The organism is Rhizobium sp. AAP43 (assembly GCF_001296045.1).
Lineage (GTDB): Bacteria > Pseudomonadota > Alphaproteobacteria > Rhizobiales > Rhizobiaceae > Allorhizobium.
Window position 1 is genome coordinate 48,002 of the sequence record NZ_LJHS01000004.1, and the last position, 19,748, is coordinate 67,749.

Sequence of the window (19,748 nt, forward strand, 5' to 3'; positions counted from 1 at the left end):
TAGATGCCAGGGGGGCGGCCATGGCCAAAATAATTTGACGTTTACGTAAAAATCAATTAGCCAGAAATGGGAATGAGCCGCGCCTCCTGGGTGGAGACTGGGCGTGGCCACGAGCATACGCCAGTTGGAGGAGCACGTTATGTACAAGGCGCCTGTTGAAGAGATCGCGTTCACCCTCAAACACGTCGCGGGCCTGTCGAAAGCCATCGAAGAGGGCAAACTTGGCGACCTGAGCGACGACCTCGTCGATGCCATCCTGACAGAAGCCGGCCGTTTTGCCAGCGATGAAGTGGCCCCGCTTGCCGAGATCGGCGACAAACAGGGTGCCCGCATGGTCGATGGCAAAGTCGTCGTGCCCGAGGGCTGGGATACGCTCTACCGCGCCTGGGCCGAAGGCGGCTGGAACTCGCTGACGGCGTCAGAAGACTTCGGCGGGCAGGGGCTTCCCCATATGCTCAACGTCGCCGCCCTCGAAATGTGGAATTCCGGCTCCATGGCCTTCGCGCTGGGGCCGACGCTCACCATGGGTGCGGTCGATGCCGTCACCGCCCACGGCTCGGACGACCTCAAGGCGAAGTATCTGCCGAAGATGGTCTCCGGCGAATGGACCGGCACGATGAACCTGACCGAGCCGCATGCCGGCTCCGATCTGGGCGTCATGAAGTCCCGCGCCGAGCGTCGCGATGACGGCACCTACCGGATCTTCGGCCAGAAGATTTACATCACCTGGGGCGAACACGAGATCACCGAGAACATCATCCATCTCGTTCTCGCGCGTCTTCCCGATGCGCCGGCCGGCACGCGCGGCATCTCGCTCTTCCTCGTGCCGAAATACCTCGTCAACGACGACGGTTCGCTTGGACCCCGCAACGATCTCCATTGTCATTCGCTCGAGCACAAGCTCGGCATTCACGGCTCGCCGACCTGCACCATGATCTATGGCGACGGCAAGTATGGCGATGAGCCGGGCGCCATCGGCTACTTGATCGGCGAGGAAAACAAGGGCCTCGCCTGCATGTTCACGATGATGAACAATGCCCGCCTTGCGGTCGGGATGCAGGGGGTCGCAATCTGCGAGGCCGCCACCCAGAAGGCCGTGCAATACGCCAAGGACCGCACGCAGGGCAAAGCTCCCGGCTGGACCGGCTCCGGCATGTCGCCGATCATCGAGCATCCGGACGTCGCCCGCATGCTGGTGACGATGAAGGCGCTGACACAAGGCTCCCGCGCCATCTGCTATGTCTGCGCCCATGCCACCGATATGAGCCACCACGCTGACGGCGATGAGGCCCGCCACTGGGCCGAGCGCGCCGCCCTCCTGACCCCGATCGCAAAGTCCTTCGCCACCGATGCCGGCGTCGATGTCGCCTCGCTTGGCATCCAGACCCATGGCGGCATGGGCTTCATCGAGGAAACCGGTGCCGCCCGCTACTGGCGCGACAGCCGCATCGCTCCGATCTACGAGGGCACCAACGGCATCCAGGCCGCCGACCTCGTCACCCGCAAGCTGCCGCTGTCGAACGGCGCGCAGGTGCGCGGCTTCATCGCCGAATTGAAGGAGATCGTGACCCACGTCCGCGCCTCCAACCTCGAAGGTTTCGGCGAAACCGGCGACCGCCTCGAAGCAAGCCTCGACGATCTCGAGGAAACGACCGAGTGGCTGTTGTCGCAGCTTGCAGATGGCAATGCCGCCGCAGCCTTGGCCGGTGCCACGCCCTATCAGCGCCTCTTCGGTCTTGTGCTCACCGGCGTTTACCTCGCCAAGGGCGCGCTGGCGGACGAAGCGCATGGCCGCGACAACCGCCTGGCACTCTGCCGCTTTGCCGCCGAAAACATGATCGCCGAAACGGCCGCCCTCAAGGATCGCGTCGTGTATGGCGCGGCAAGCCTTGAAGCGGCACGGGCACTTTTCGCATAAGACGCTGGCCGCGGGTCCTCTTCTCCCCGCAAGCGGGGAGAAGGGCGAAAGCCGCAGCGTCTCCGGTTACCCTCGCCCCGTTTACGGGGAGAGGGTGCGCCGAGCGAAGCGGAGGCGGGGTGAGGGGCTCTTAGCAGCGATGGACACAGATAAAGAGGGACAAGCATGACCGACCACATCCAGATCACCCGCCCAGAAGCCCATCCCGGCGTGCTTGTCCTGCGCTTCAATCGCCCGGACAAGAAGAACGCCATCACGCAAGCCATGTACGAAAAACTCACTGCGGGGCTGCGCGAAGGCGAGGCGGATGAAACCATCCGTGCCATCGTCTTTCTCGGCACCGAGGGCTGTTTCTCCGCCGGCAATGACATGGCGGATTTCTTGGGCTTCGCCATGGCCGGCGCGGTCGGCGAACCCGCCGCCTTTGGCCTGCTCAGGGCGCTGACGGATGTCACCAAGCCGCTCGTGTCAGGCGTCGATGGCCTCGCCATCGGCATCGGCACAACGCTCAACATGCATTGCGACCTGACGGTTGCCTCCGACCGCAGCCTGTTCAAGACCCCCTTCGTCGATCTGGCACTCGTCCCGGAAGCCGCCTCCAGCTTGATCGCGCCGCGTGTCATGGGCCACCAGCGCGCCTTTGCCATGCTTGCCGCCAGCGAAGGCTTCTCCGCAGTTGAGGCGCGCGAGGCCGGCCTGATCTGGAAGGTGGTCGCGCCCGATCAGGTGGAAGCCGAAACCTTGAAGATCGCCTCCTCGCTCGCCTCAAAGCCACCGGCGGCGATGAAGATCGCCCGTGCGCTGGTCAAGGGCAGCCCGGATGAGGTGCGCGCTCGCATGCAGGAAGAGCTCGTGCACTTCGTCGCCCAGCTGCAAAGCGCTGAAGCCAGGGCCGCCTTCGAAGGCTTCATGAAGGGGCGCGGCTGAACTGCCGAGTGCGCAGCCATCGCTGATGAACAGGCCGGCTACGCCGCCTGACACGGCATGCTCCCCACGAGATTTGAAACGGCGCCCGCTGCGGCGCCGTTTTCCATTGCAACATAGGATGTGAGTTCAGTCTCCGTTCAGTCTTTTGGGTCTAGTGTCCGAAACCATTGCGTGTCTCGGCCGTTTGACCGGGACCATTTCGTTTGATCGAGGCTTCCATGTTGCGTTTGTTCTGTGTCGCACTCACCCTTCTCGTCAGCAGCGTTTCCGTCCAGGCGGAAGCCGGTCAGTCCGATGCCGCGCCCTATGTGCTGATCAATGATAGCAACGATGCCATTACCGAGCAGGCTGGCAAGCCGAACAAGTCGCATGTCCGTCCACAGCGCTATATCTGTGTTGTCGACCAGTCGGGCAATATTGGCGGCGGTGGTCAGGTGTCTTGCCCGGCCAAGCCTGCCCGTGTCGGCGGGCGATGCCGCTGCGCCAATGTCACCGGATCGGGCACGCTCTATACCTATTGATGAGCCTGGATGCGACGGGTGGCGGCAATGCCGCCGCACGGCTTTCTCGGGAACTTGATACGTCTCGGCTCGTTTTGACCTTTCCTAAAACAGAGAAAGGTTCTTGCCCATGCCCCGTATCAAGACCCGTGATGGTGTCGAACTCTACGTCAAGGATTGGGGGCAGGGACGCCCTGTTGTTCTGCTGCATGGCTGGCCTTTGACCGCCGACACCTTTGACGATCTGTCGCTGGCCATCGCCGATGCCGGCATGCGGGCAATCTCCTATGACCGTCGCGGTTTCGGCCGCTCCGAGCAGCACTTTGATGGCTATGATTACGACACCCTGTCAGACGATCTGGCGGATGTGCTGGCATGGGCTGGCGGCAATGATGCGACGATCATTGGCTTCTCGATGGGCGGCGGTGAAGTGGCGCGCTACATGTCCCGCCATGGCGGCGCCAATCTGCGCTCGGCCGCATTGGTTGCTTCGGTGGTGCCCTACATGCTGCAGACCGATGACAATCCGGAAGGCACGCCCCAATCCACCTTTGACGAGATGGCACAGGGCATGCAGGACGACCGCGCCCATTTCTTTGCTGGCTTCTTCAAGGACTTCTATGGCGTCGGCATGTTCGACAAGGCGGTCAGCGATGAAGTGCTGGAATGGTCGGAACGCCAGGCGATGATGGCTGGCCTCAAGCCGACGCTTGCCTGCGCCAAGGCATTTTCCAGCACCGACTTCCGGCCGGACCTTGCCGCCTTCGAGGTGCCGACCCTGATCATTCATGGCACCAGTGACCAGACGGTGCCGATCGATGCGGCCGGTCGCGCCGCCGCTGCCGGCATCCGACAGGCAACGCTGCTCGAATATGACGGCGCACCGCATGGTCTCTTTGCCACGCACAAGCAGCGCTTCATCGAAGATGTCGTCGCGTTCCTGCGTCACTGACCGGCTTGCCCCTCTCCTGTTTCACGGAGAGGGGCTTACCCTTACTTCTTGCTCAGGAAAGCCACCGCCTCGACATGCGGAGACCAGAGGAACTGGTCGATCGGCGTCACCTGGTCCACGCGGTAGCCGCCGGCCACCAGGATCGAGAGATCCCGCGCCAGCGTCAGCGGATTGCAGCTGATCGCCACCACCTTCTTCACCTGCGATTTCGCAAGCTCCGTGCACTGTACTTCCGCACCGGCGCGCGGCGGATCGAAGACGACGGCATCAAACGCCTTGAACTCGGAGGTCATCAGAGGACGGCGGAAGAGGTCGCGCCGCTCGGCCGTCACGGGTTTCAGCCCTTGCGTATTGCGGGCGGCGAAATCCAGTGCCTTGATCGCCTTCTCGTCGGATTCGACCGCGTGAACGGCCATCTTGCGCGCCAGTCGCAGCGCAAATGTGCCAATGCCTGCAAACAGGTCGGCGATCTTTTTCGCCTTGCCAATATGCGCCGCAGCAAGTGCTGCCATATGCGCTTCGGCCTCCAGCGTCGCCTGGGTAAAGCCGCCCGGCGGCAGAACGACGCGTGCGCCGTCAAAATCCAAAAGCGGCTTGTGCGGCTCGATGATGATTTCGCCATTGGCCGAAACGCGGGCAATGTCCTTGAGCTTCAGCACGGCATTGGTCACGTCGCGCCGGGCGCGATCGGATAGCCCGCCGGGCAGCCCGTCGAGCGAGATATCAAGTCCGGTCAGGGTTTCCGTCACCGTGATGCGGAAATGATCGGCGCCGGCGGCTCTGGCAATGATCTGCAGCGCGTCGAGCCGGGACACCAGCCCCGGTGACGCGATGGGACATTCTTCGACGACCACGACATGATGGGTTTCCGCCTGCATGAAGCCGATGACCATGTCGTTGTCGCGTCGCCGCGCCGAAAACACCAGACGGCGCCTCTGATGCGGATGCGCCTCGAAAATCTCGGCCACGGGCGCATCGATGCCTTTGGACTTCAAGGCGTCGATCAGGATCTGGCGCTTGAACGCATTATAGGGTGCGGCAGCCAAATGCTGCATCGAACAGCCGCCACAGGTACCGCCGACCCCATCCGGGCCAAAATGCTTGCAAGGCGGGGTTACGCGATCTGGCGAGGTGGAGGCGAAGGACATGATCGTGCCCGCGTTCTTCACACGCGCGATCGAGACCGTCTCGCCGGGCAGCGCGAACGGCACGAAGATCGGACCGTCTGCGCCATGCGCCACGCCGTCGCCCTTGGCGCCGAGGCTGGAAATGGTGACTGTTTCAGCGCTCATGCGCGATCCTCGTCCGCTTCGTCGTCTTCGGATTCGTCCTCGAGCACGTCGTCCCCGTCGTCGTCCATGTCCTCGTCTTCAGCTTCGTCAGCCTCGCTTTCCGGCTTGAACCCGGCCAGCAGGAATTCCTCGTTGCCATCACCGCCTGCAATCGGGGAGGGGATCATCCCAAGGCTCGTCCAGCCCATGTCTTCGGTCAGCCAGCGCTCCAGTTCGGCCGCAACGGCGGGTGCCGTTTCCGGTTCCTTGAGCAGGCCTGCCTTGCTGATCGCATCACGGCCGGCTTCGAATTGCGGCTTGACCAGAAGCAGGCAATGCGCCCCGGGCTCAGCCATGTCGAGTGCGGGCACCAGCGCAAGCTTCAGCGAGATGAAGGAAACGTCGGAGACGAGGAAATCGAAGGGCTCATCATCGATATCCTCGGACTCCATATAGCGGGCGTTCAGCCCCTCGATATTCGTCACCCGCGGATCGTTGGCGAGGCGCGGATGCAGCTGGTCGTGGCCGACATCGATGGATACCACGTGTTCGGCACCGCGCTTCAAAAGCACTTCGGTGAATCCACCGGTCGAAGCGCCGACATCCATGCAACGGCGCCCTTCCGGCGAAAGCCCGAAATGGTCAAGGGCTGCCACCAGTTTGAGGGCCGCGCGCGAGACGTAATCCTGGGCCGGATCGTCGATCTGGAAGTCGTGCTCGGCGCTGAAGACGAGGCTGGCTTTACTGACGACCTTGCCGTCGATCCTGACCGTACCGCGCTGGATCGCGTCACGCGACCGCGACCGGCTGGCAAAGAGACCAAGGGCGACCAGAAGCTGGTCGAGGCGCTGGGGTTCGGGAAGCTTTTTCATACCCTGTCAATGAGGGCTCGCACGAGGTGGTGCAAGCATTTTGTTTGGATTGCGTCTGCGGAAATGCCTGCCAGGTTGCGTTTTTCGCCTCTATTCTCAACGATTGAATTAGAGAAGAATTAATCAATTATCGCTAATTTCACGATGTCGGTGCTTGATCGTCTCCTCCTCTCAACACGCAATGCACCGAGATATCTGCAGCCGAACCCTTCCTGGCAGCAGACATGCAGAAGCCCTCCGGATTCGGGCCCGGAGGGCTTTTGCATGTCAGGCCATCGTTCGGGCGCCCAATACGGCGGATGAACAGCGCTTGGTCCTGCAGCAGCAGCGAGCGCTTGAGGAGAGGGCTGCTGCTCTCGCCCAGTTCAAACTGGTCGCCTCGACCGGACAAACACGTGTATATGCCAAGCATTGCGCCGCCTGAGGTCGATGTGGTTCCGATGATCCAAAGAGCCAGGCGCTTCCGTTTGGGGCAGGAGTGCCTTTTCCATCCATGCATGGCATTTGCCATCGAAATGCACCATGAAATGGCCTGTCCGCCACCATTGACCAGCCGCCAGCGGCATCGCTAATTGTTCCAAGACAGCGCGTGGGGCGCGGGCATGTGTGAGGGGACAGGCAAATGACTATCGGGACACGGATCTATACGCTCACACTGGCAGCCAGCATCTGCATGGGCGGACAGGCTGTGGCCAATGACACCATGGCAGTGCTGGGTGCCGGCGGCCTTGTCTTCACCCGCAGCGATGACATCAGCATGGTAGAAGAGGACCTCTACATCTCGCCGACACAGGTGAAGGTCGACTATACCTTCCGCAATGCCAGTGCCAATTCCGTATCCACCATTGTTGCCTTTCCGATGCCCCGCATCGGCGGCGGTGTGGACTTCATGGGCAGCGTCCCGGATATGGAACAGGACAATTTCATGGACTTCACCGTCACGCAGGATGGCGCGGCAATTGAACCCAAACTGCAGCAGCGTGCGCTGGTTCACGGTATCGATTTCACCGATGAGGTGAAGAAGCAGGGCGTGCCGCTGATGCCGCTTGCGGATGCGACAAGGGTGGCCATCGGAAAACTCGATCCGGCCGTCCTGAAGGATTGGCAGGTCAAGGGCCTGATCGTCGACATGAACTACACGCCGGATGGCAGCACTGAGCCGGAATTCTACCCGACCTGGGAACTGGATACGGTCTATTGGTGGGAAACCGTATTTCCGGCCGGACGCGACGTGAAGGTCGAGCACAACTACAAGCCCAGTCTCGGCGGCACGACGGCCATGGTGTTCATCCAGGATGGCGAGCCGACCGACAATTTCGAGGACTACAAGCAGCGCTACTGCCTGGACGATGACTTCATGGCGGTTGCCGCGAAGCTCGAGAAGAGCCAGGACGCCGACAAGGGCATCTACTATTTCGAGAACTGGCTGTCCTACATTCTCACCACCGGCGGCAACTGGTTCGGCTCGATCGAGAAGTTCCGTCTGACCGTCGACAAGGGCAGTGAAAAGAACATTGTCAGCTTTTGTGGCGAAGGCGTGAAGAAGACCGGCCCCACCACGTTCGAGATGACCGCGACGGACTTCTATCCGCAAAAGGATCTCGACATCCTCCTGGTGGTCCCGAGCCAGCAGTGACATCGACCCGGCGAGCGTCATGCACCCGATGCGATGACACGGTTACGTGCCAAACGGCATAAGTTGAACACGCGCCAAGTGGCCTCGCCACGGTAACGGGTTGTCAATGCGTTTGAGACACGTTGCGGTCGATCGGCGGATTCCGGCTTCCCCCTGAACGGGCCATGATGGCTTCGCAAATGCCGGAATGGATCATGCACCTGCTTTGCCATGTGCGGCGTGGCTGAAGGCCTCGGCCGTTGCGTGCCCGTGCCTCCCGAAAGTATTGGCCATGTCCCTCAACAACCTTTCCCTCAGCCACAAGCTCATCCTCACCTTCTGCACCATCATGGCGGGATGCTTCATGGCCTCCGTCGTCGTCTTCCTTCAGGCCCAGAATGCCCGGGGATTGCTGGTCGAGCAGGACCGCGCCCAGGACATCGTCAATCTCGTCGACAGGGCGGCGACTGCGATGGCAGATGGTGTAGCGAGCCATCGCGGCTATCTTCTGGCCGCGAGCGAGAGCACGCTGGCGTCACTGACTTCGGACCATGATAACGTGAAGGCAGCACTCGACGAAGCGGTCCGGCTGGCCGATGGCGAGCCGGGCCTTGCCGCTTCGCTTGCCGCCATGCGCTCGGCAGCAAGCACCTATCAAGAGACCGTCGTCGCTCCACAGATCGCCGCTGCCAAGGCTGGTCAGATGCCGCTCGATGCGATCGTTGCGATGGGGGGTGCCGATGGCGGCCGCGCGCTCGACGCTTTCCGCCGTGCAGCCTCCGAAGCAAAATCGGTGCTATCGGCAGAGGTCACCTCGGCACAGGAAAAATTGCAGACAGCGCATTGGTCGCTGGAAATGGCCCTGATCCTTGGTGCGGCCGTTGCCGGCGTCTTCGCCGTCGGTCTGATCTGGCTGCTCGCGCGATCCATCGTCACACCGATCATCGGCATGACCGATGCCATGGCCCGCCTTGCCGGCGGCAATCACCAGGTCGAAGTTCCAGCAATCAACCGCGGCGATGAAGTTGGTCGCATGGCCAAGGCAGTTCTTGTATTCAAGGACGCGGCCATCGAGAGTGCCCGGATGTCTGACGAGCGCCGCGCGATGCGCGAGCAGGTCGAGGCTGAACGGCGTGAGGCTGAGGCGGAAAAGGCGAGGGAGGCCGAAGAGGTTCGTTTCGCCATGAGCGAACTCGCTGAAGGCCTGGCCGCACTCTCGAACGGCGATGTCGTCTTCCGTCTCACGCGCCCCTTCGCCTCGCATCTCGATAGCCTGCGCGGAAATTTCAACGAGTCGCTCGACAAGCTTCAGGCAGCGCTGCGCTCGGTTGGTGCCAATGCCCAGGCGATCAATGCCGGTGCCGCCGAGATCCGTGCCGCCGCTGACGATCTTGCCAAACGCACCGAGCAGCAGGCGGCCTCCGTCGAGGAGACCGCAGCTGCAATCGAGGAAGTCACGGTCACTGTTCGCGACACGACGAAACGCGCCGAAGATGTTGGCCAGCTCGTCGAGCGCACACGGGCCGGTGCCGAACGCTCGGGGGATGTCGTCCGCAATGCGGTGGCTGCCATGAACGAGATCGAGCAGTCGTCGCAGTCGATATCCTCGATCATCGGCGTCATCGAAGACATCGCCTTTCAGACAAATCTTCTGGCGCTGAACGCTGGTGTCGAGGCCGCTCGTGCGGGTGAAGCCGGTAAGGGCTTTGCGGTCGTTGCCCAGGAAGTCCGTCAGCTCGCCCAGCGCTCCGCCAATGCCGCCCAGGAAATCAAGGCCCTGATCTCACGCTCCACCGCCGAAGTCGGCTCCGGCGTGGCCCTTGTCGGCGAGACCGGAAGTGAGCTGGAAAAGATCGTCAGCGCCGTGCAGGAGATCAGCCATCACGTGCAGGCCATCGTCACCGCCGCACGGGAACAGTCGACCGGGCTTCAGGACATCAATCTCGCCGTAACGGCCATGGACCAGGGCACGCAGCAGAATGCAGCCATGGTCGAGCAGCAGACGGCGGCCTCCCATACCCTGGCCGGCGAGGCTGATTCGCTGAACCGACTGCTCGCCCAGTTCCGGCTCGACGGCCGGCAGTCTGGTGCAACTCTGGCTTACCGCGCGGCGTGATCACAGAGGGATTTGACATCCGGTGCGACAGAAGCCGCACCGGATGTCATGGCTTGTTTTGACCGCTGAGCGATCCCGTTGCAGACGCTATTTGCTCAATCGGAAAGGGAAGGAGCCAAAATTCGCTTTCCAAATGTTATCGCTATCTCAAATTATTAACCACGATATTCTAATCATTCTACCGTTGAGACAGGTCGCGCCCGCGACCTTGGGGACGGAAGCATCATGTTGAATAGTTTAAAGAAAATACCGCTGTCGATGCAAATGGTGCTCGGCATTGGACTTGCCGTCGCCGCCATCCAGGCAGCAACCGCCGCCTATGAAATTTCCTCGGAAAGACTGAGCCTGACAGACAAGGCTGCCATGCGCGGCGATGCGGCCCTCGACATGCTCGAGTCCGTCCACACCCAGGCCATGCTCAATCGCAAGGAAGTCGGCGAAGACGATCCGGCGATCGAAACGCTGGATGGCACCATGGAGCAGTTCTCCAACGCCGGCGGCTCCGTGAAGATCTGGCTGGTCATGGGACCGAAGGTCATCGACTTCCAGCGCGCCCAGGGCGAAACCGAATTCGAGGCACCACGCGATGCCATCGACCAGCAGGCGATCACGGCCCTGCAGAAGCTGAACCGGCTCGAAGGCGAGACGTTCCGCATGACCCGCCCCGTCATTCTCGGGCAGGGCAGTGCTTCCGATGAGAAATGCGCCACCTGTCACACCGCCCAGATGAACATCCAGCCGGGGGAGATCGTTGGTCTCTACAGCGCGGAAGTCGATCTGGCACCGGAACTGGCCGCCTGGCGGGCCAATGTCTGGAAGCGCATCGCCATGGGTGCCGGCGCCATTGCCCTGATGATCGTGCTGGTCGTCTTGATGCTGCGCGTCACCGCGATCACGCCCCTGCGCTCGTTGACCAAGGCGACCAAGAGCCTCGCCGACGGAAACCTCGATGTCGACGTTGGCAATACGGATCGTCGCGACGAACTGGGCATCATGGCCCGCGCACTGGATGTATTCCGGGATGGCCTGCGCCGGACGCGTCAGCTGGAAATTGAGGCTGAGCAGACGCGGCAAAAGGCGGAGGCGCACCGTCTTGAAATCGAGCGCCGCGCCGAGGAAGAGGCCGCCGAAAAGCTGCGCTTTGCCACATCGGGTCTGGCTCAGGGCCTGCGCCGCCTCGCTCAGGGCGACCTCGATTTCCAGATCGATGCGCCTTTCGCCGAGAACTTCGAAACCCTGCGTCACGATTTCAACGGGTCGATCCGCGAACTGGCCGGCACGATGGGAACGATCCGCCAGACGGCGGCGGCTATCGATGGTGGCAGCGCGAACATCGCGGATGGCTCACGCGAGCTTGCTCGCCGCACCGAAAGCCAGGCGGCATCGCTTGAGCAGACAGCCGCCTCGCTGAAAGAGATCAACACCACAGTCGTTGCCGCCAATCTGCGTGTCGCCGAAGCCCGCGATGTGGCCAAGAAGGCGAACCAGAGCGCGGTGACCTCGGGCAAGGTGGTGACGGAGGCCGAACAGGCGATGCATCGCATCGAGGAAAGCTCGCAGCAGATCTCCTCGATCGTTGGGGTCATCGACGAGATTGCCTTCCAGACCAATCTTCTGGCTCTCAATGCCGGTGTCGAAGCCGCCCGCGCGGGCGAAGCGGGCAAGGGATTTGCGGTCGTTGCCCAGGAAGTGCGCGAGCTTGCCCAGCGCTCGGCCAATGCCGCCAAGCAGATTGACGGTCTGATCAAGACGTCGACAGCGCAGGTCGAAAACGGGGTGAAGCTCGTTCACGGCACCGGCGAGACGCTGCTGGAGATCGGTGACCTGATCCAGAAGATCAACGAACATATGGATGCGATTGCCGATTTCACCCGTGACCAGGCCAGCAATCTGCGCGACATCGGCGGTGCTGTCGACAATCTCGACATCGTGACCCAGCAGAACGCCCAGGTGTCGGACCAATCCAGCCTAGAAGCAAACAGACTGGCCGAGGAGGCCGCACAGCTTCGCGTGATGATCGAGCGGTTCCGGTTGCCGGGCACGACGAGTCTGCGCCGCGCGGCGTGATGCATGAACTCACGCGGGCGTGAATGCCCCGGCCCCCGATGATGCAACGAAAAAAGCCCGTGGCGCGAGCCACGGGCTTTTCCCTGCCTGGAGGTACAGGCTATCGGACGTCGTCGACATCATCGACCACGCCCGCCATGGGCCGGTCCGCACCGTCCGCATGTTCGTGGATCCAGTCGCCGTCTTCGTTCTGCCAGCTGATCTCGGTGTCGCCATCGGTCAACTGCTGCGCAGCGGCTGCCCTGCGCGCCGCATCCAGTGCCTCTTCATGCGTCGAATAGGGCTCTGAATAGACGTCGCCCAGTCGATAGGCATAGCCTTCATCATGGGCGACGACATGATAGGTGATCGTCACCATGCCGATCTCAATTCCAATGCCAGCGATTGCTGCGTGCCGGCGGGGTTGAGTTCGCCAGAAGATAACCGATCACACCGCCAAGAATGCCAAGGGTAATCAGGCCGGCAGAGGTTGCGCCTGGATTGCGGCGCACCACGCCCGCGACAGTTCCTGCGCCCTCACGGGCATATTCGGCAACGGCGTTGGCGGTGCGGGCGGCACCATCCAGTGCTACGGCCGCCCCATGGCGCACGTCTTCGCTGGTATAGCCGGTTGCGGACCGTGCGGTGCGGGCGGCATCATCCATCGCTTCCGATGCGCGGTTGCGAAGGTTACGGCCTCCACGGCCAGCTTCACGGGCAAGCGTGTCCTTCAAATCGTTCATCTGTTCGCGAAGCTCGCGCAGTTCGGCCTGCAGGTTCGAAGTCGCCATGATCCGTATCCTTTCGTTGTGTCCTTGAGTGTTGCGGAACAAACGTGGCGGACTGGCTATGGTTCCATCGCCTCGCATCATCGCGGATGAAACCCAAAAACAAAACGCCCGGCGAGGAAGCGCCGGGCGTTTCGAATGTTGTTGGATCTGCGTCGAAGTCTTACTTCGTTGCCGCCTCGTACATGTCTGCGACATAGTCCCAGTTGATCAGGCTGTCGACGAAGGCTTCGAGGTACTTCGGACGGGCATTGCGGTAATCGATGTAGTAGGAGTGTTCCCAGACATCGACGCCGAGGATCGGCGATGCACCGTGGATCAGCGGGCTTTCGCCGTTCGGGGTCTTGGAGATTTCAAGCTTGCCGTCCTTGGCGGAGAGCCAGGCCCAGCCGGAGCCGAACTGCGTGGTGCCGGCGGCGATGAAATCAGCCTTAAACTTGTCGTAACCGCCCAGATCGCTGTCGATGGCAGCCGCGAGCTTGCCCGGCAGCTTGTTTCCGCCGCCGTCCTTCTTCATCCAGTTCCAGAAGTGGATGTGGTTGTAGTGCTGGCCGGCATTGTTGAACAGGCCGGCATTCTTGCCATAGGACTGCTTGACGATCTCTTCCAGCGACAGGCCTTCGAGGCCGGAATCCTTCAGGAGATTGTTGCCGTTCGTGACATAGGCCTGGTGATGCTTGTCATGGTGAAACTCAAGGGTTTCAGCCGACATGAACGGCGAAAGCGAGTCATAGGCGTAAGGCAGTTCGGGCAATTCGAAGGCCATGGTAAGATCTCCTCTTGGCAATAGATTGCGTTTTGGCAGGTGACGGGAACATAGGTGCGGAAGCGGGAGGAGGCAACCGCTACAGTTCCAAAATCAGACCCGCATGCGAAAGAATTGTCCTGCGTTTTAACACTTGAAGAGGGCGGGTTTCCGCATAATCTTCGAACGGACCGACCTCTTAGCCAAGGGTGCCCGATGACCAGCGCGATCCGCATCTTCATCACCGCGATCTGCCTCTTGTCCGGGGCTTCGATGCCGGTATTGGCCGCCTCATCAGACGCCTGGGACGACTTCGCCAAGGACGTCGCCGCCAAATGCACCACCCTTGCAGAGGGGCGGATCGAGACACCCCAGGTCGTGGTCGATCCCTTCGGCACGGAAAACTATGGCGTCGCCATTCTGACCGGCAAGGCCTTCGGGGCCGATGCTATGGTGAGTTCGATCTGCGTCTACGACAAGAAGGCGAAGACGGCCGAGATTGGCGGGGAGCTGACCTCCGACATGGTCACGATCACCGTTCCCAAGCCTTGAACCCCAGGTTCTCAGGCCTCGTAAATCTCAGGCTCTGGCAGGCCTTCGATGGGAAAACCGAATTCGGCGCGCGCGATCTTGCACTCCTCGTCGCCGGGCATGCAGGTGCGACAGACATGCGGGCGCACCAGATAGACGGCACAGCCAACATGTTTGCCAACCTCGCCGGTGAGGGCCGCACAACGCCCGGCCTCGAATTTCATCCCGCTCTCATCCTTGGCGATCATCGCGTCCGGAATGGCAGCGATTTCCTCGTCGCTTTCCATGGAGAAACGCGGCCAGTCGGCGGAATAGGCACAGCACGCACCGCAGGTCTGGCAGTCGAAGATGTCGGGCGGCGATGTTTCCAGCATGGTCCTCAGCCCTTCGCGGCGCGGATGCGCAGGAGATTGACGCCGAACAGGCCGGTGACGAGGAGCATGACGAGCCCGACGGATATCGGTCCTGCATCAACCGATACGAGATCCATGGTCACGCCCGTGGCGCCGGAGCCCGCCGCACTGCCGATGGCATAGGCAAGCGCAAAGACGGCGCTGCCGGATACAAGAAGGCTGCCACGGAAACGCTCGCCGAGAAGCGTCAGCGCTGCCGTGTAAAGCGAGAAGCTGGCCGCCCCGAGGATCGAGATGGTGATGAGCAAGCCCGCCTGCGAGGTCATCAGCGGCAGCACAAGGAAGGCGATGGCAGCCGTCAGCGAGGCGGAGACCGCGATGACAGGCCGCGACACCCGGTCGAGCAGCCAGCCGACAAAGGGCTGCGCCAGCGCCGTCGGCAAGGCGACCATGGTCACAACAAAGGCTGCAAAATTCTGGCCGTAGCCACGCTCCACGAAGTAAAGCGGGATCATCGAAATCGCCGCGATATCCGAAAAGCCGAAGGCGACGACCATCAGCGTCAGGATCGGCGCAAGCTTGACGAAGGTGAGAAGCCCACCGGCTTCCGAGGCCTCCGGCTTGGTCTTCGCATAGCGCCCGAGCATGACCGAGGCAAAGGCCACGAGCGCCACATAGGCAGCCGTCAGCGCAAAGGCGAAACCGTCTTCGATGCCGACCAGCGGAATGGCAAGCGGCCCGGCGGCAAAGCCACCGCACATGCCGGCACTATAGGCACCCGACACCCGGCCGCGCAGCCGGTCCGGACAGGCCGTGTTCAGCCAGGCTTCCGAGACCGTGTAGATGATGCTGGTGCAGAAACCGAGGAGAAAGCGGGCGACGAACCAGACGGCGAGACTGTCGAAGGCGGAGAAGGTGGCAAGCGCCACCGAGACCCCGAGAAGCGAGGCAACGATCAGCCGGTCGCCGCGCAGGGCCTGCGTCAGCGGCCCGATCATCAGCGTGGAGGAGGCAAGGCCAAAGGCAAAGACGGCGGCATTGAGCCCGGCCATGCTCGAGGACACGCCCCGGCTTTCCAGGATCAGGGCGATCAGCGGATAAGTTAGCCCCTGGCCGACGGCAAAGGCTGTGACGCCAAGGATGACCACCGCAATCGCGGCCCAATCAGGCGCGAAGTCTGGTGCGATATCTGTGGTGTGTGCGGTGTGCATGGAGCCTCCGAGGCGTGTGCAAGCCCCCGCTGATCTGAGCGAGGTCTAGCGAGGCGGGAGGGCTATGTCCAGCCGGGACCACACTTGCAGCTCAAGCGAGGATGTGCGGAGATGCAACCGGGAGTAATCGCGAGCTTGTAGGCTGGGGAAGGTGCATGAAGAAGTTTGTCTTCGTCAACGAAGCCGCCAAGCGAGCCTTTCTGGATCTGCCGAGAGAGATCCAGCGTCAGTTCGGTGCGGATCTACAGGCGGTCCAGCGAGGCGATGCTCCGTTTTCCCGCTGGAAGCATCTCACCGAAAGCGTGGGGCCCGGAGCCATCGAGCTCATCGAAAATGCGCCCAATGCGTACCGGACAATATATTGCGCCAAGTTTGCAGACACGGTCTATATCCTGCACGCCTTCACCAAGACGACGAACGGGGTGGACCGGCACGCGATGAAGACGGCCAAAGACCGCTACAAGCTCATGATATCGGCACTGTCTGCCAAGCGTTAGGCCGCCTGAATAACCTCGCAAACAACCTGACCTGTTGAATCCACCGAGGGCCTCAGCCGTACGCCAAGTCGAGCCAGAAAGCCGATCAGTTTGTCAGCGGAAAACAGATCGATCTTTCCGCGCATCAGTTCGCTGACGCGGGGTTGTGACACGCCAAGCGCGTCCGCAATTTGGGACTGCCTCCATTTACGCTCCTCAAACAGTCTGCGAAGCGTCAACATGAGGTCGGTCCGGAACTGCAGGTCCGCAGCCTCAACCGGGTTGTCGGCAATCACATCGAAGATATTGTCGTAGTCGAGGCGTGGCACAGTGAGCTCCGCTAATTATACGGGATTTCGTATAATTAGCGCTCGCTGCACGAATGTCAATGTGCCTCACCCCGCCGCAATCACACCCGGCGCGTCCTGTCCGAGCGCCGCAAACACCGTCTTCAGAATGCCGGCGGCATCGAGCCCTGCCTTGGCGTACATGGTTTCGGGCTTGGCCTGGTCCATCCAGACATCGGGCAGCACGAGCGAGCGGACCTTCAGACCGTTGTCGAGCAGACCCTCGTTGACGAGGAAATGCATCACATGGCTGCCGAAGCCGCCAACAGCGCCTTCTTCGACTGTGACCACCACGGCGTGGTGGCGCGCCAGCTGGCGGATCAGGTCGTGGTCGAGTGGCTTGGCGAAACGGGCGTCGGCGACGGTGGTCGAGAGGCCTGCGGCATCGAGGTCTTCGGCGGCCAGCAGACAGTCGGCGAGGCGCGTACCGAAGGAGAGGAGTGCGACCTTCGAGCCCTGCTTGACGATGCGGCCCTTACCGATCTGGAGGATTTCGCCGCGCTCCGGCAGGGGCACGCCCACGCCTTCGCCTCGCGGGTAACGGAAGGAGATCGGGCCTTCGTCATAGGCGGCGGCCGTGCGAACCATATGCTTCAGCTCTGCCTCGTCAGCCGCTGCCATCACCACGAAGCCGGGCAGGGCGGCCAGGAAGCCGGTGTCGAAGGAGCCGGCATGGGTCGGACCGTCGGCGCCGACGAAGCCGGCGCGGTCAATGGGAAAACGGACGGGCAGGCCCTGGATGCCGACATCATGCACCACCTGGTCATAACCACGCTGCAGGAAGGTCGAATAGAGCGCGCAGAAGGGCTTGTAGCCTTCGGCAGCGAGACCGGCGGCAAAGGTCACGGCATGCTGTTCGGCAATGCCGACATCGAAGGTGCGCTCAGGGAAGATGCTTTGCAGCTTGTCCAGCCCGGTGCCGGAGGGCATGGCCGCGGTGATGCCGACGATCTTCTCGTCATGGCGTGCCTCTTCCACCAGCGCATCGCCGAAGACGGCGGTATAAGAGGGCGCATTCGGCTTGGCCTTCGCCTGCGTGCCGGTGATGACGTCGAACTTGTTGACGCCGTGATACTTGTCGGCAGCCGCTTCCGCCGGGGCGTAGCCCTTGCCCTTCTGCGTCACGACATGGATCAGCACGGGGCCCTTCTGGTTGTCGCGCACATTGCGCAGCACGGGCAGAAGATGCTCGAAGGAATGGCCGTCAATCGGGCCGATATGGTAGAAACCGAGCTCCTCGAACATGGTGCCGCCGGTTACATAACCGCGCGCATGTTCAACGGCGCGCGTGATCGCCCGGTCGACGCTCTTGCCGAGATAGGCGGTCAGCTTTTTGCCGATATCGCGAATGCCCATATAGGTGCGGCCGGAGGCAAGGCGCGCCAGATAGGCGCTCATCGCGCCCGTTGGCGGTGCGATCGACATGTCGTTGTCATTGAGGATCACGATCAGACGGGCGTCGAGCGCGCCCGCATTGTTGAGTGCCTCATAGGCCATGCCAGCCGACATCGCGCCATCGCCGATCACGGCAATCACCTTGCGATCGGTCTTGGAGAGCTCAGCTGCCACTGCCATGCCGAGGCCGGCAGAAATCGAGGTGGAGGAGTGTGCGGCACCGAACGGGTCGTATTCGCTCTCGGCCCGCTTGGTGAAGCCGGACAGACCCTCTTCCTGACGCAGTGTGCGGATGCGGTCGCGGCGGCCGGTCAGGATCTTGTGCGGATAGCACTGGTGTCCGACGTCGAAGATCAGCCGGTCATCCGGCGTGTTGAACACCTTGTGGATGGCAATCGTCAGCTCCACCACGCCGAGACCTGCGCCCAGATGCCCGCCTGTTTTCGACACGGCATCGATCATCTCGTCGCGCAACTCGCGGGCGAGCTGCGGCAGATCGCGGTCCTCGATGCTCTTCAGGTCTGCTGGAACAGCGACCTTGTCCAAAAGCGGCGTATCGGGCAGGGATGTCACGGGCGGTTGCCTTTTCCATTCGTTCGGGTGCGCGATAGCATCCCCACGCGAACTGGGCAAATATTCGGCACCGGAAAACTATATAGTCGTCATCGCCCTTCCGGCAAAGGCACGAATTCCTCTTCATCCCCCGGCACGATGTCGAAACGGCCGGTTCTCCACTCCTCTTTGGCCTGTTCGATGCGCTCCTTCGACGAAGAAACGAAGTTCCACCAGATGTGTTTCTTGGTTTCCATGGCCGCGCCGCCGAACAGCATGGCGTGACACCCAGTCGCACCGCCGATCAGCGTGATTGCATCGCCGGGCCGGAAAACCAGGAGCTGGTCGGCGGCAAACCGGTCGCCGGCAATCTCGATTTCGCCGGAGAGCACATAGAGCGCGCGCTCTTCTGCCGAGGCATCGAAGGGAAAGCTGGCACCGGGTTGAAGTGTCAGATCCACATAAAGCGTATCGGAATAGGTTTTGACCGGCGAGCGCAGCCCGCCCATCGCCCCGATGACCAGACGGCCCGAAGCACCGCCATCGTTGAAGATTGGCAGCTCGGATTTGGCTGTGTGGCCAAAGGCAGGGTCGATCTCCTCCATCTGGTCCGGCAGCGCGATCCAGGTTTGCAGGCCCGACATCGACAGTGGATGGCCGCGTAGGTTCTCCGGCGTGCGTTCCGAATGCACGATGCCGCGCCCCGCCGTCATCAGATTGATGTCGCCGGGCGCGATCACCAGTTCCGTGCCGAGGCTGTCGCGATGCTTTATCTCGCCATCGAAGAGATAGGTGACGGTGGATAGCCCGATATGCGGATGCGGCTTCACATCCAGCGCTTCGCCGGCCTTCAGAACGGCAGGCCCCATGCGATCGAAGAAGATGAACGGACCGACCAGGCGTCTGCGCACGGTCGGCAGCGCCCGGCGCACGGCAAAGCCGCCGATATCGCTGGAGCGCGGAATGATCAGCTGTTCAACGGCGTCGCAAGCAAAGGCGTCGCCGGGGATCGGATCGTTTCCGGGAAAGAAGGACATGAAAAATCTCCGCATGTTCGGTGCGGAGACTGTAGGCTGCAAGGGTTCGGGAGGCCAGTCGCAACCTCGGTCGAGAGGATGGACACTGCGTTCAGT

The 19,748-nt window shown here is 61.9% G+C and carries 19 protein-coding genes; 9 read left to right on the plus strand and 10 right to left on the minus strand.

Annotation, left to right across the window (positions count from 1 at the left end):
- Positions 1-139: 139 nt before the first annotated feature.
- The 4 genes from IP76_RS02320 (at position 140) to IP76_RS02335 (ending at position 4,297) form a co-directional block, all read left to right on the plus strand.
- The gene (locus IP76_RS02320; protein ID WP_054156573.1) at positions 140-1,918 is read left to right on the plus strand and encodes an acyl-CoA dehydrogenase; all 1,779 of its coding nucleotides are present in this window, start codon (positions 140-142) and stop codon (positions 1,916-1,918) included.
- Between the two features lie 165 nt (positions 1,919-2,083).
- A complete protein-coding gene (locus IP76_RS02325) occupies positions 2,084-2,845 on the plus strand; it encodes a crotonase/enoyl-CoA hydratase family protein (protein WP_054156574.1) in 762 nt (253 codons plus the stop codon).
- Positions 2,846-3,063: 218 nt separating this feature from the next.
- Positions 3,064-3,366 carry a hypothetical protein gene (locus IP76_RS02330; protein WP_054156575.1) on the plus strand — a complete coding sequence of 101 codons (303 nt, stop codon included), beginning with the start codon at positions 3,064-3,066 and terminating at the stop codon, positions 3,364-3,366.
- Between the two features lie 109 nt (positions 3,367-3,475).
- Entirely contained in the window at positions 3,476-4,297 is an 822-nt protein-coding gene (locus IP76_RS02335) for an alpha/beta fold hydrolase (RefSeq protein ID WP_054156576.1), read from the plus strand.
- A gap of 41 nt (positions 4,298-4,338) precedes the next feature.
- On the opposite strand, the gene IP76_RS02340 is transcribed toward IP76_RS02335, so the two are convergent.
- Both IP76_RS02340 and IP76_RS02345 read right to left on the minus strand, forming a co-directional pair.
- Positions 4,339-5,589: a class I SAM-dependent RNA methyltransferase gene (locus IP76_RS02340; RefSeq protein WP_054156577.1), complete on the minus strand. Its 1,251-nt coding sequence runs from the start codon at positions 5,587-5,589 to the stop codon at positions 4,339-4,341.
- On the minus strand, positions 5,586-6,440 hold the full coding sequence (locus IP76_RS02345) for a TlyA family RNA methyltransferase (protein WP_054156578.1): 855 nt from the start codon (positions 6,438-6,440) through the stop codon (positions 5,586-5,588). Before IP76_RS02345 ends, IP76_RS02340 begins: the two co-directional genes overlap by 4 nt.
- A 622-nt stretch (positions 6,441-7,062) precedes the next feature.
- Here IP76_RS02345 and IP76_RS02350 point away from each other — a divergent pair.
- The 3 genes from IP76_RS02350 to IP76_RS02360 all read left to right on the plus strand — a co-directional run bounded on the left by IP76_RS02350 (position 7,063) and on the right by IP76_RS02360 (position 12,238).
- Positions 7,063-8,076, plus strand: coding sequence for a DUF4424 domain-containing protein (locus tag IP76_RS02350; RefSeq protein ID WP_054156579.1), 1,014 nt, complete (start codon positions 7,063-7,065; stop codon positions 8,074-8,076).
- Positions 8,077-8,347: 271 nt separating this feature from the next.
- Positions 8,348-10,171, plus strand: coding sequence for a methyl-accepting chemotaxis protein (locus IP76_RS02355; RefSeq protein ID WP_082352375.1), 1,824 nt, complete (start codon positions 8,348-8,350; stop codon positions 10,169-10,171).
- A gap of 225 nt (positions 10,172-10,396) precedes the next feature.
- Positions 10,397-12,238: a methyl-accepting chemotaxis protein gene (locus tag IP76_RS02360; protein ID WP_082352376.1), complete on the plus strand. Its 1,842-nt coding sequence runs from the start codon at positions 10,397-10,399 to the stop codon at positions 12,236-12,238.
- 100 nt (positions 12,239-12,338) lie between these two features.
- On the opposite strand, the gene IP76_RS02365 is transcribed toward IP76_RS02360, so the two are convergent.
- The 3 genes from IP76_RS02365 to IP76_RS02375 form a co-directional block, all read right to left on the minus strand.
- Complete coding sequence (locus tag IP76_RS02365; protein ID WP_054156581.1) at positions 12,339-12,596, minus strand: DUF2188 domain-containing protein; 258 nt, start codon at positions 12,594-12,596, stop codon at positions 12,339-12,341.
- A 7-nt stretch (positions 12,597-12,603) separates the two neighbouring features.
- Positions 12,604-13,008 (minus strand): hypothetical protein, encoded by a 405-nt coding sequence (locus tag IP76_RS02370; protein ID WP_054156582.1) that lies wholly within the window; start codon positions 13,006-13,008, stop codon positions 12,604-12,606.
- 160 nt (positions 13,009-13,168) lie between these two features.
- Positions 13,169-13,771, minus strand: a complete 603-nt coding sequence (locus IP76_RS02375) for a superoxide dismutase (RefSeq protein WP_054156583.1) — start codon at positions 13,769-13,771, stop codon at positions 13,169-13,171.
- 195 nt (positions 13,772-13,966) lie between these two features.
- Here IP76_RS02375 and IP76_RS02380 point away from each other — a divergent pair, with 195 nt between their 5' ends.
- A complete protein-coding gene (locus IP76_RS02380; RefSeq protein ID WP_054156584.1) occupies positions 13,967-14,302 on the plus strand; it encodes a hypothetical protein in 336 nt (111 codons plus the stop codon).
- 11 nt (positions 14,303-14,313) lie between these two features.
- Here the strand turns inward: IP76_RS02380 and IP76_RS02385 are convergent, their stop codons facing one another.
- Both IP76_RS02385 and IP76_RS02390 read right to left on the minus strand, forming a co-directional pair.
- On the minus strand, positions 14,314-14,655 hold the full coding sequence (locus IP76_RS02385; RefSeq protein WP_054156585.1) for a YkgJ family cysteine cluster protein: 342 nt from the start codon (positions 14,653-14,655) through the stop codon (positions 14,314-14,316).
- Positions 14,656-14,660: 5 nt separating this feature from the next.
- Positions 14,661-15,845, minus strand: a complete 1,185-nt coding sequence (locus IP76_RS02390) for an MFS transporter (RefSeq protein WP_054156586.1) — start codon at positions 15,843-15,845, stop codon at positions 14,661-14,663.
- 155 nt (positions 15,846-16,000) lie between these two features.
- On the opposite strand from IP76_RS02390, the gene IP76_RS02395 reads away from it, so the two are divergent.
- Complete coding sequence (locus IP76_RS02395) at positions 16,001-16,342, plus strand: type II toxin-antitoxin system RelE/ParE family toxin (RefSeq protein WP_054156587.1); 342 nt, start codon at positions 16,001-16,003, stop codon at positions 16,340-16,342.
- Here the strand turns inward: IP76_RS02395 and IP76_RS02400 are convergent.
- From IP76_RS02400 to IP76_RS02410, 3 genes are all read right to left on the minus strand, one after another.
- Entirely contained in the window at positions 16,339-16,650 is a 312-nt protein-coding gene (locus IP76_RS02400; RefSeq protein ID WP_054156588.1) for a helix-turn-helix domain-containing protein, read from the minus strand. The genes IP76_RS02395 and IP76_RS02400 overlap by 4 nt on opposite strands.
- A 66-nt stretch (positions 16,651-16,716) precedes the next feature.
- Complete coding sequence (dxs, locus tag IP76_RS02405; RefSeq protein ID WP_054156589.1) at positions 16,717-18,636, minus strand: 1-deoxy-D-xylulose-5-phosphate synthase; 1,920 nt, start codon at positions 18,634-18,636, stop codon at positions 16,717-16,719.
- Between the two features lie 89 nt (positions 18,637-18,725).
- Positions 18,726-19,652, minus strand: a complete 927-nt coding sequence (locus IP76_RS02410) for a pirin family protein (RefSeq protein ID WP_054156590.1) — start codon at positions 19,650-19,652, stop codon at positions 18,726-18,728.
- Positions 19,653-19,748: the final 96 nt, after the last annotated feature.

Excerpts from the sequence above, each read along its gene's own strand:
- IP76_RS02320 (WP_054156573.1), top strand. The coding sequence starts at position 140 with ATGTACAAGGCGCCTGTTGAAGAGATCGCGTTCACCCTCAAACACGTC.
- IP76_RS02325 (WP_054156574.1), top strand. The coding sequence starts at position 2,084 with ATGACCGACCACATCCAGATCACCCGCCCAGAAGCCCATCCCGGCGTG.
- IP76_RS02330 (WP_054156575.1), top strand. The coding sequence starts at position 3,064 with ATGTTGCGTTTGTTCTGTGTCGCACTCACCCTTCTCGTCAGCAGCGTT.
- IP76_RS02335 (WP_054156576.1), top strand. The coding sequence starts at position 3,476 with ATGCCCCGTATCAAGACCCGTGATGGTGTCGAACTCTACGTCAAGGAT.
- IP76_RS02340 (WP_054156577.1), bottom strand. The coding sequence starts at position 5,589 with ATGAGCGCTGAAACAGTCACCATTTCCAGCCTCGGCGCCAAGGGCGAC.
- IP76_RS02345 (WP_054156578.1), bottom strand. The coding sequence starts at position 6,440 with ATGAAAAAGCTTCCCGAACCCCAGCGCCTCGACCAGCTTCTGGTCGCC.
- IP76_RS02350 (WP_054156579.1), top strand. The coding sequence starts at position 7,063 with ATGACTATCGGGACACGGATCTATACGCTCACACTGGCAGCCAGCATC.
- IP76_RS02355 (WP_082352375.1), top strand. The coding sequence starts at position 8,348 with ATGTCCCTCAACAACCTTTCCCTCAGCCACAAGCTCATCCTCACCTTC.
- IP76_RS02360 (WP_082352376.1), top strand. The coding sequence starts at position 10,397 with ATGTTGAATAGTTTAAAGAAAATACCGCTGTCGATGCAAATGGTGCTC.
- IP76_RS02365 (WP_054156581.1), bottom strand. The coding sequence starts at position 12,596 with ATGGTGACGATCACCTATCATGTCGTCGCCCATGATGAAGGCTATGCC.
- IP76_RS02370 (WP_054156582.1), bottom strand. The coding sequence starts at position 13,008 with ATGGCGACTTCGAACCTGCAGGCCGAACTGCGCGAGCTTCGCGAACAG.
- IP76_RS02375 (WP_054156583.1), bottom strand. The coding sequence starts at position 13,771 with ATGGCCTTCGAATTGCCCGAACTGCCTTACGCCTATGACTCGCTTTCG.
- IP76_RS02380 (WP_054156584.1), top strand. The coding sequence starts at position 13,967 with ATGACCAGCGCGATCCGCATCTTCATCACCGCGATCTGCCTCTTGTCC.
- IP76_RS02385 (WP_054156585.1), bottom strand. The coding sequence starts at position 14,655 with ATGCTGGAAACATCGCCGCCCGACATCTTCGACTGCCAGACCTGCGGT.
- IP76_RS02390 (WP_054156586.1), bottom strand. The coding sequence starts at position 15,845 with ATGCACACCGCACACACCACAGATATCGCACCAGACTTCGCGCCTGAT.
- IP76_RS02395 (WP_054156587.1), top strand. The coding sequence starts at position 16,001 with ATGAAGAAGTTTGTCTTCGTCAACGAAGCCGCCAAGCGAGCCTTTCTG.
- IP76_RS02410 (WP_054156590.1), bottom strand. The coding sequence starts at position 19,652 with ATGTCCTTCTTTCCCGGAAACGATCCGATCCCCGGCGACGCCTTTGCT.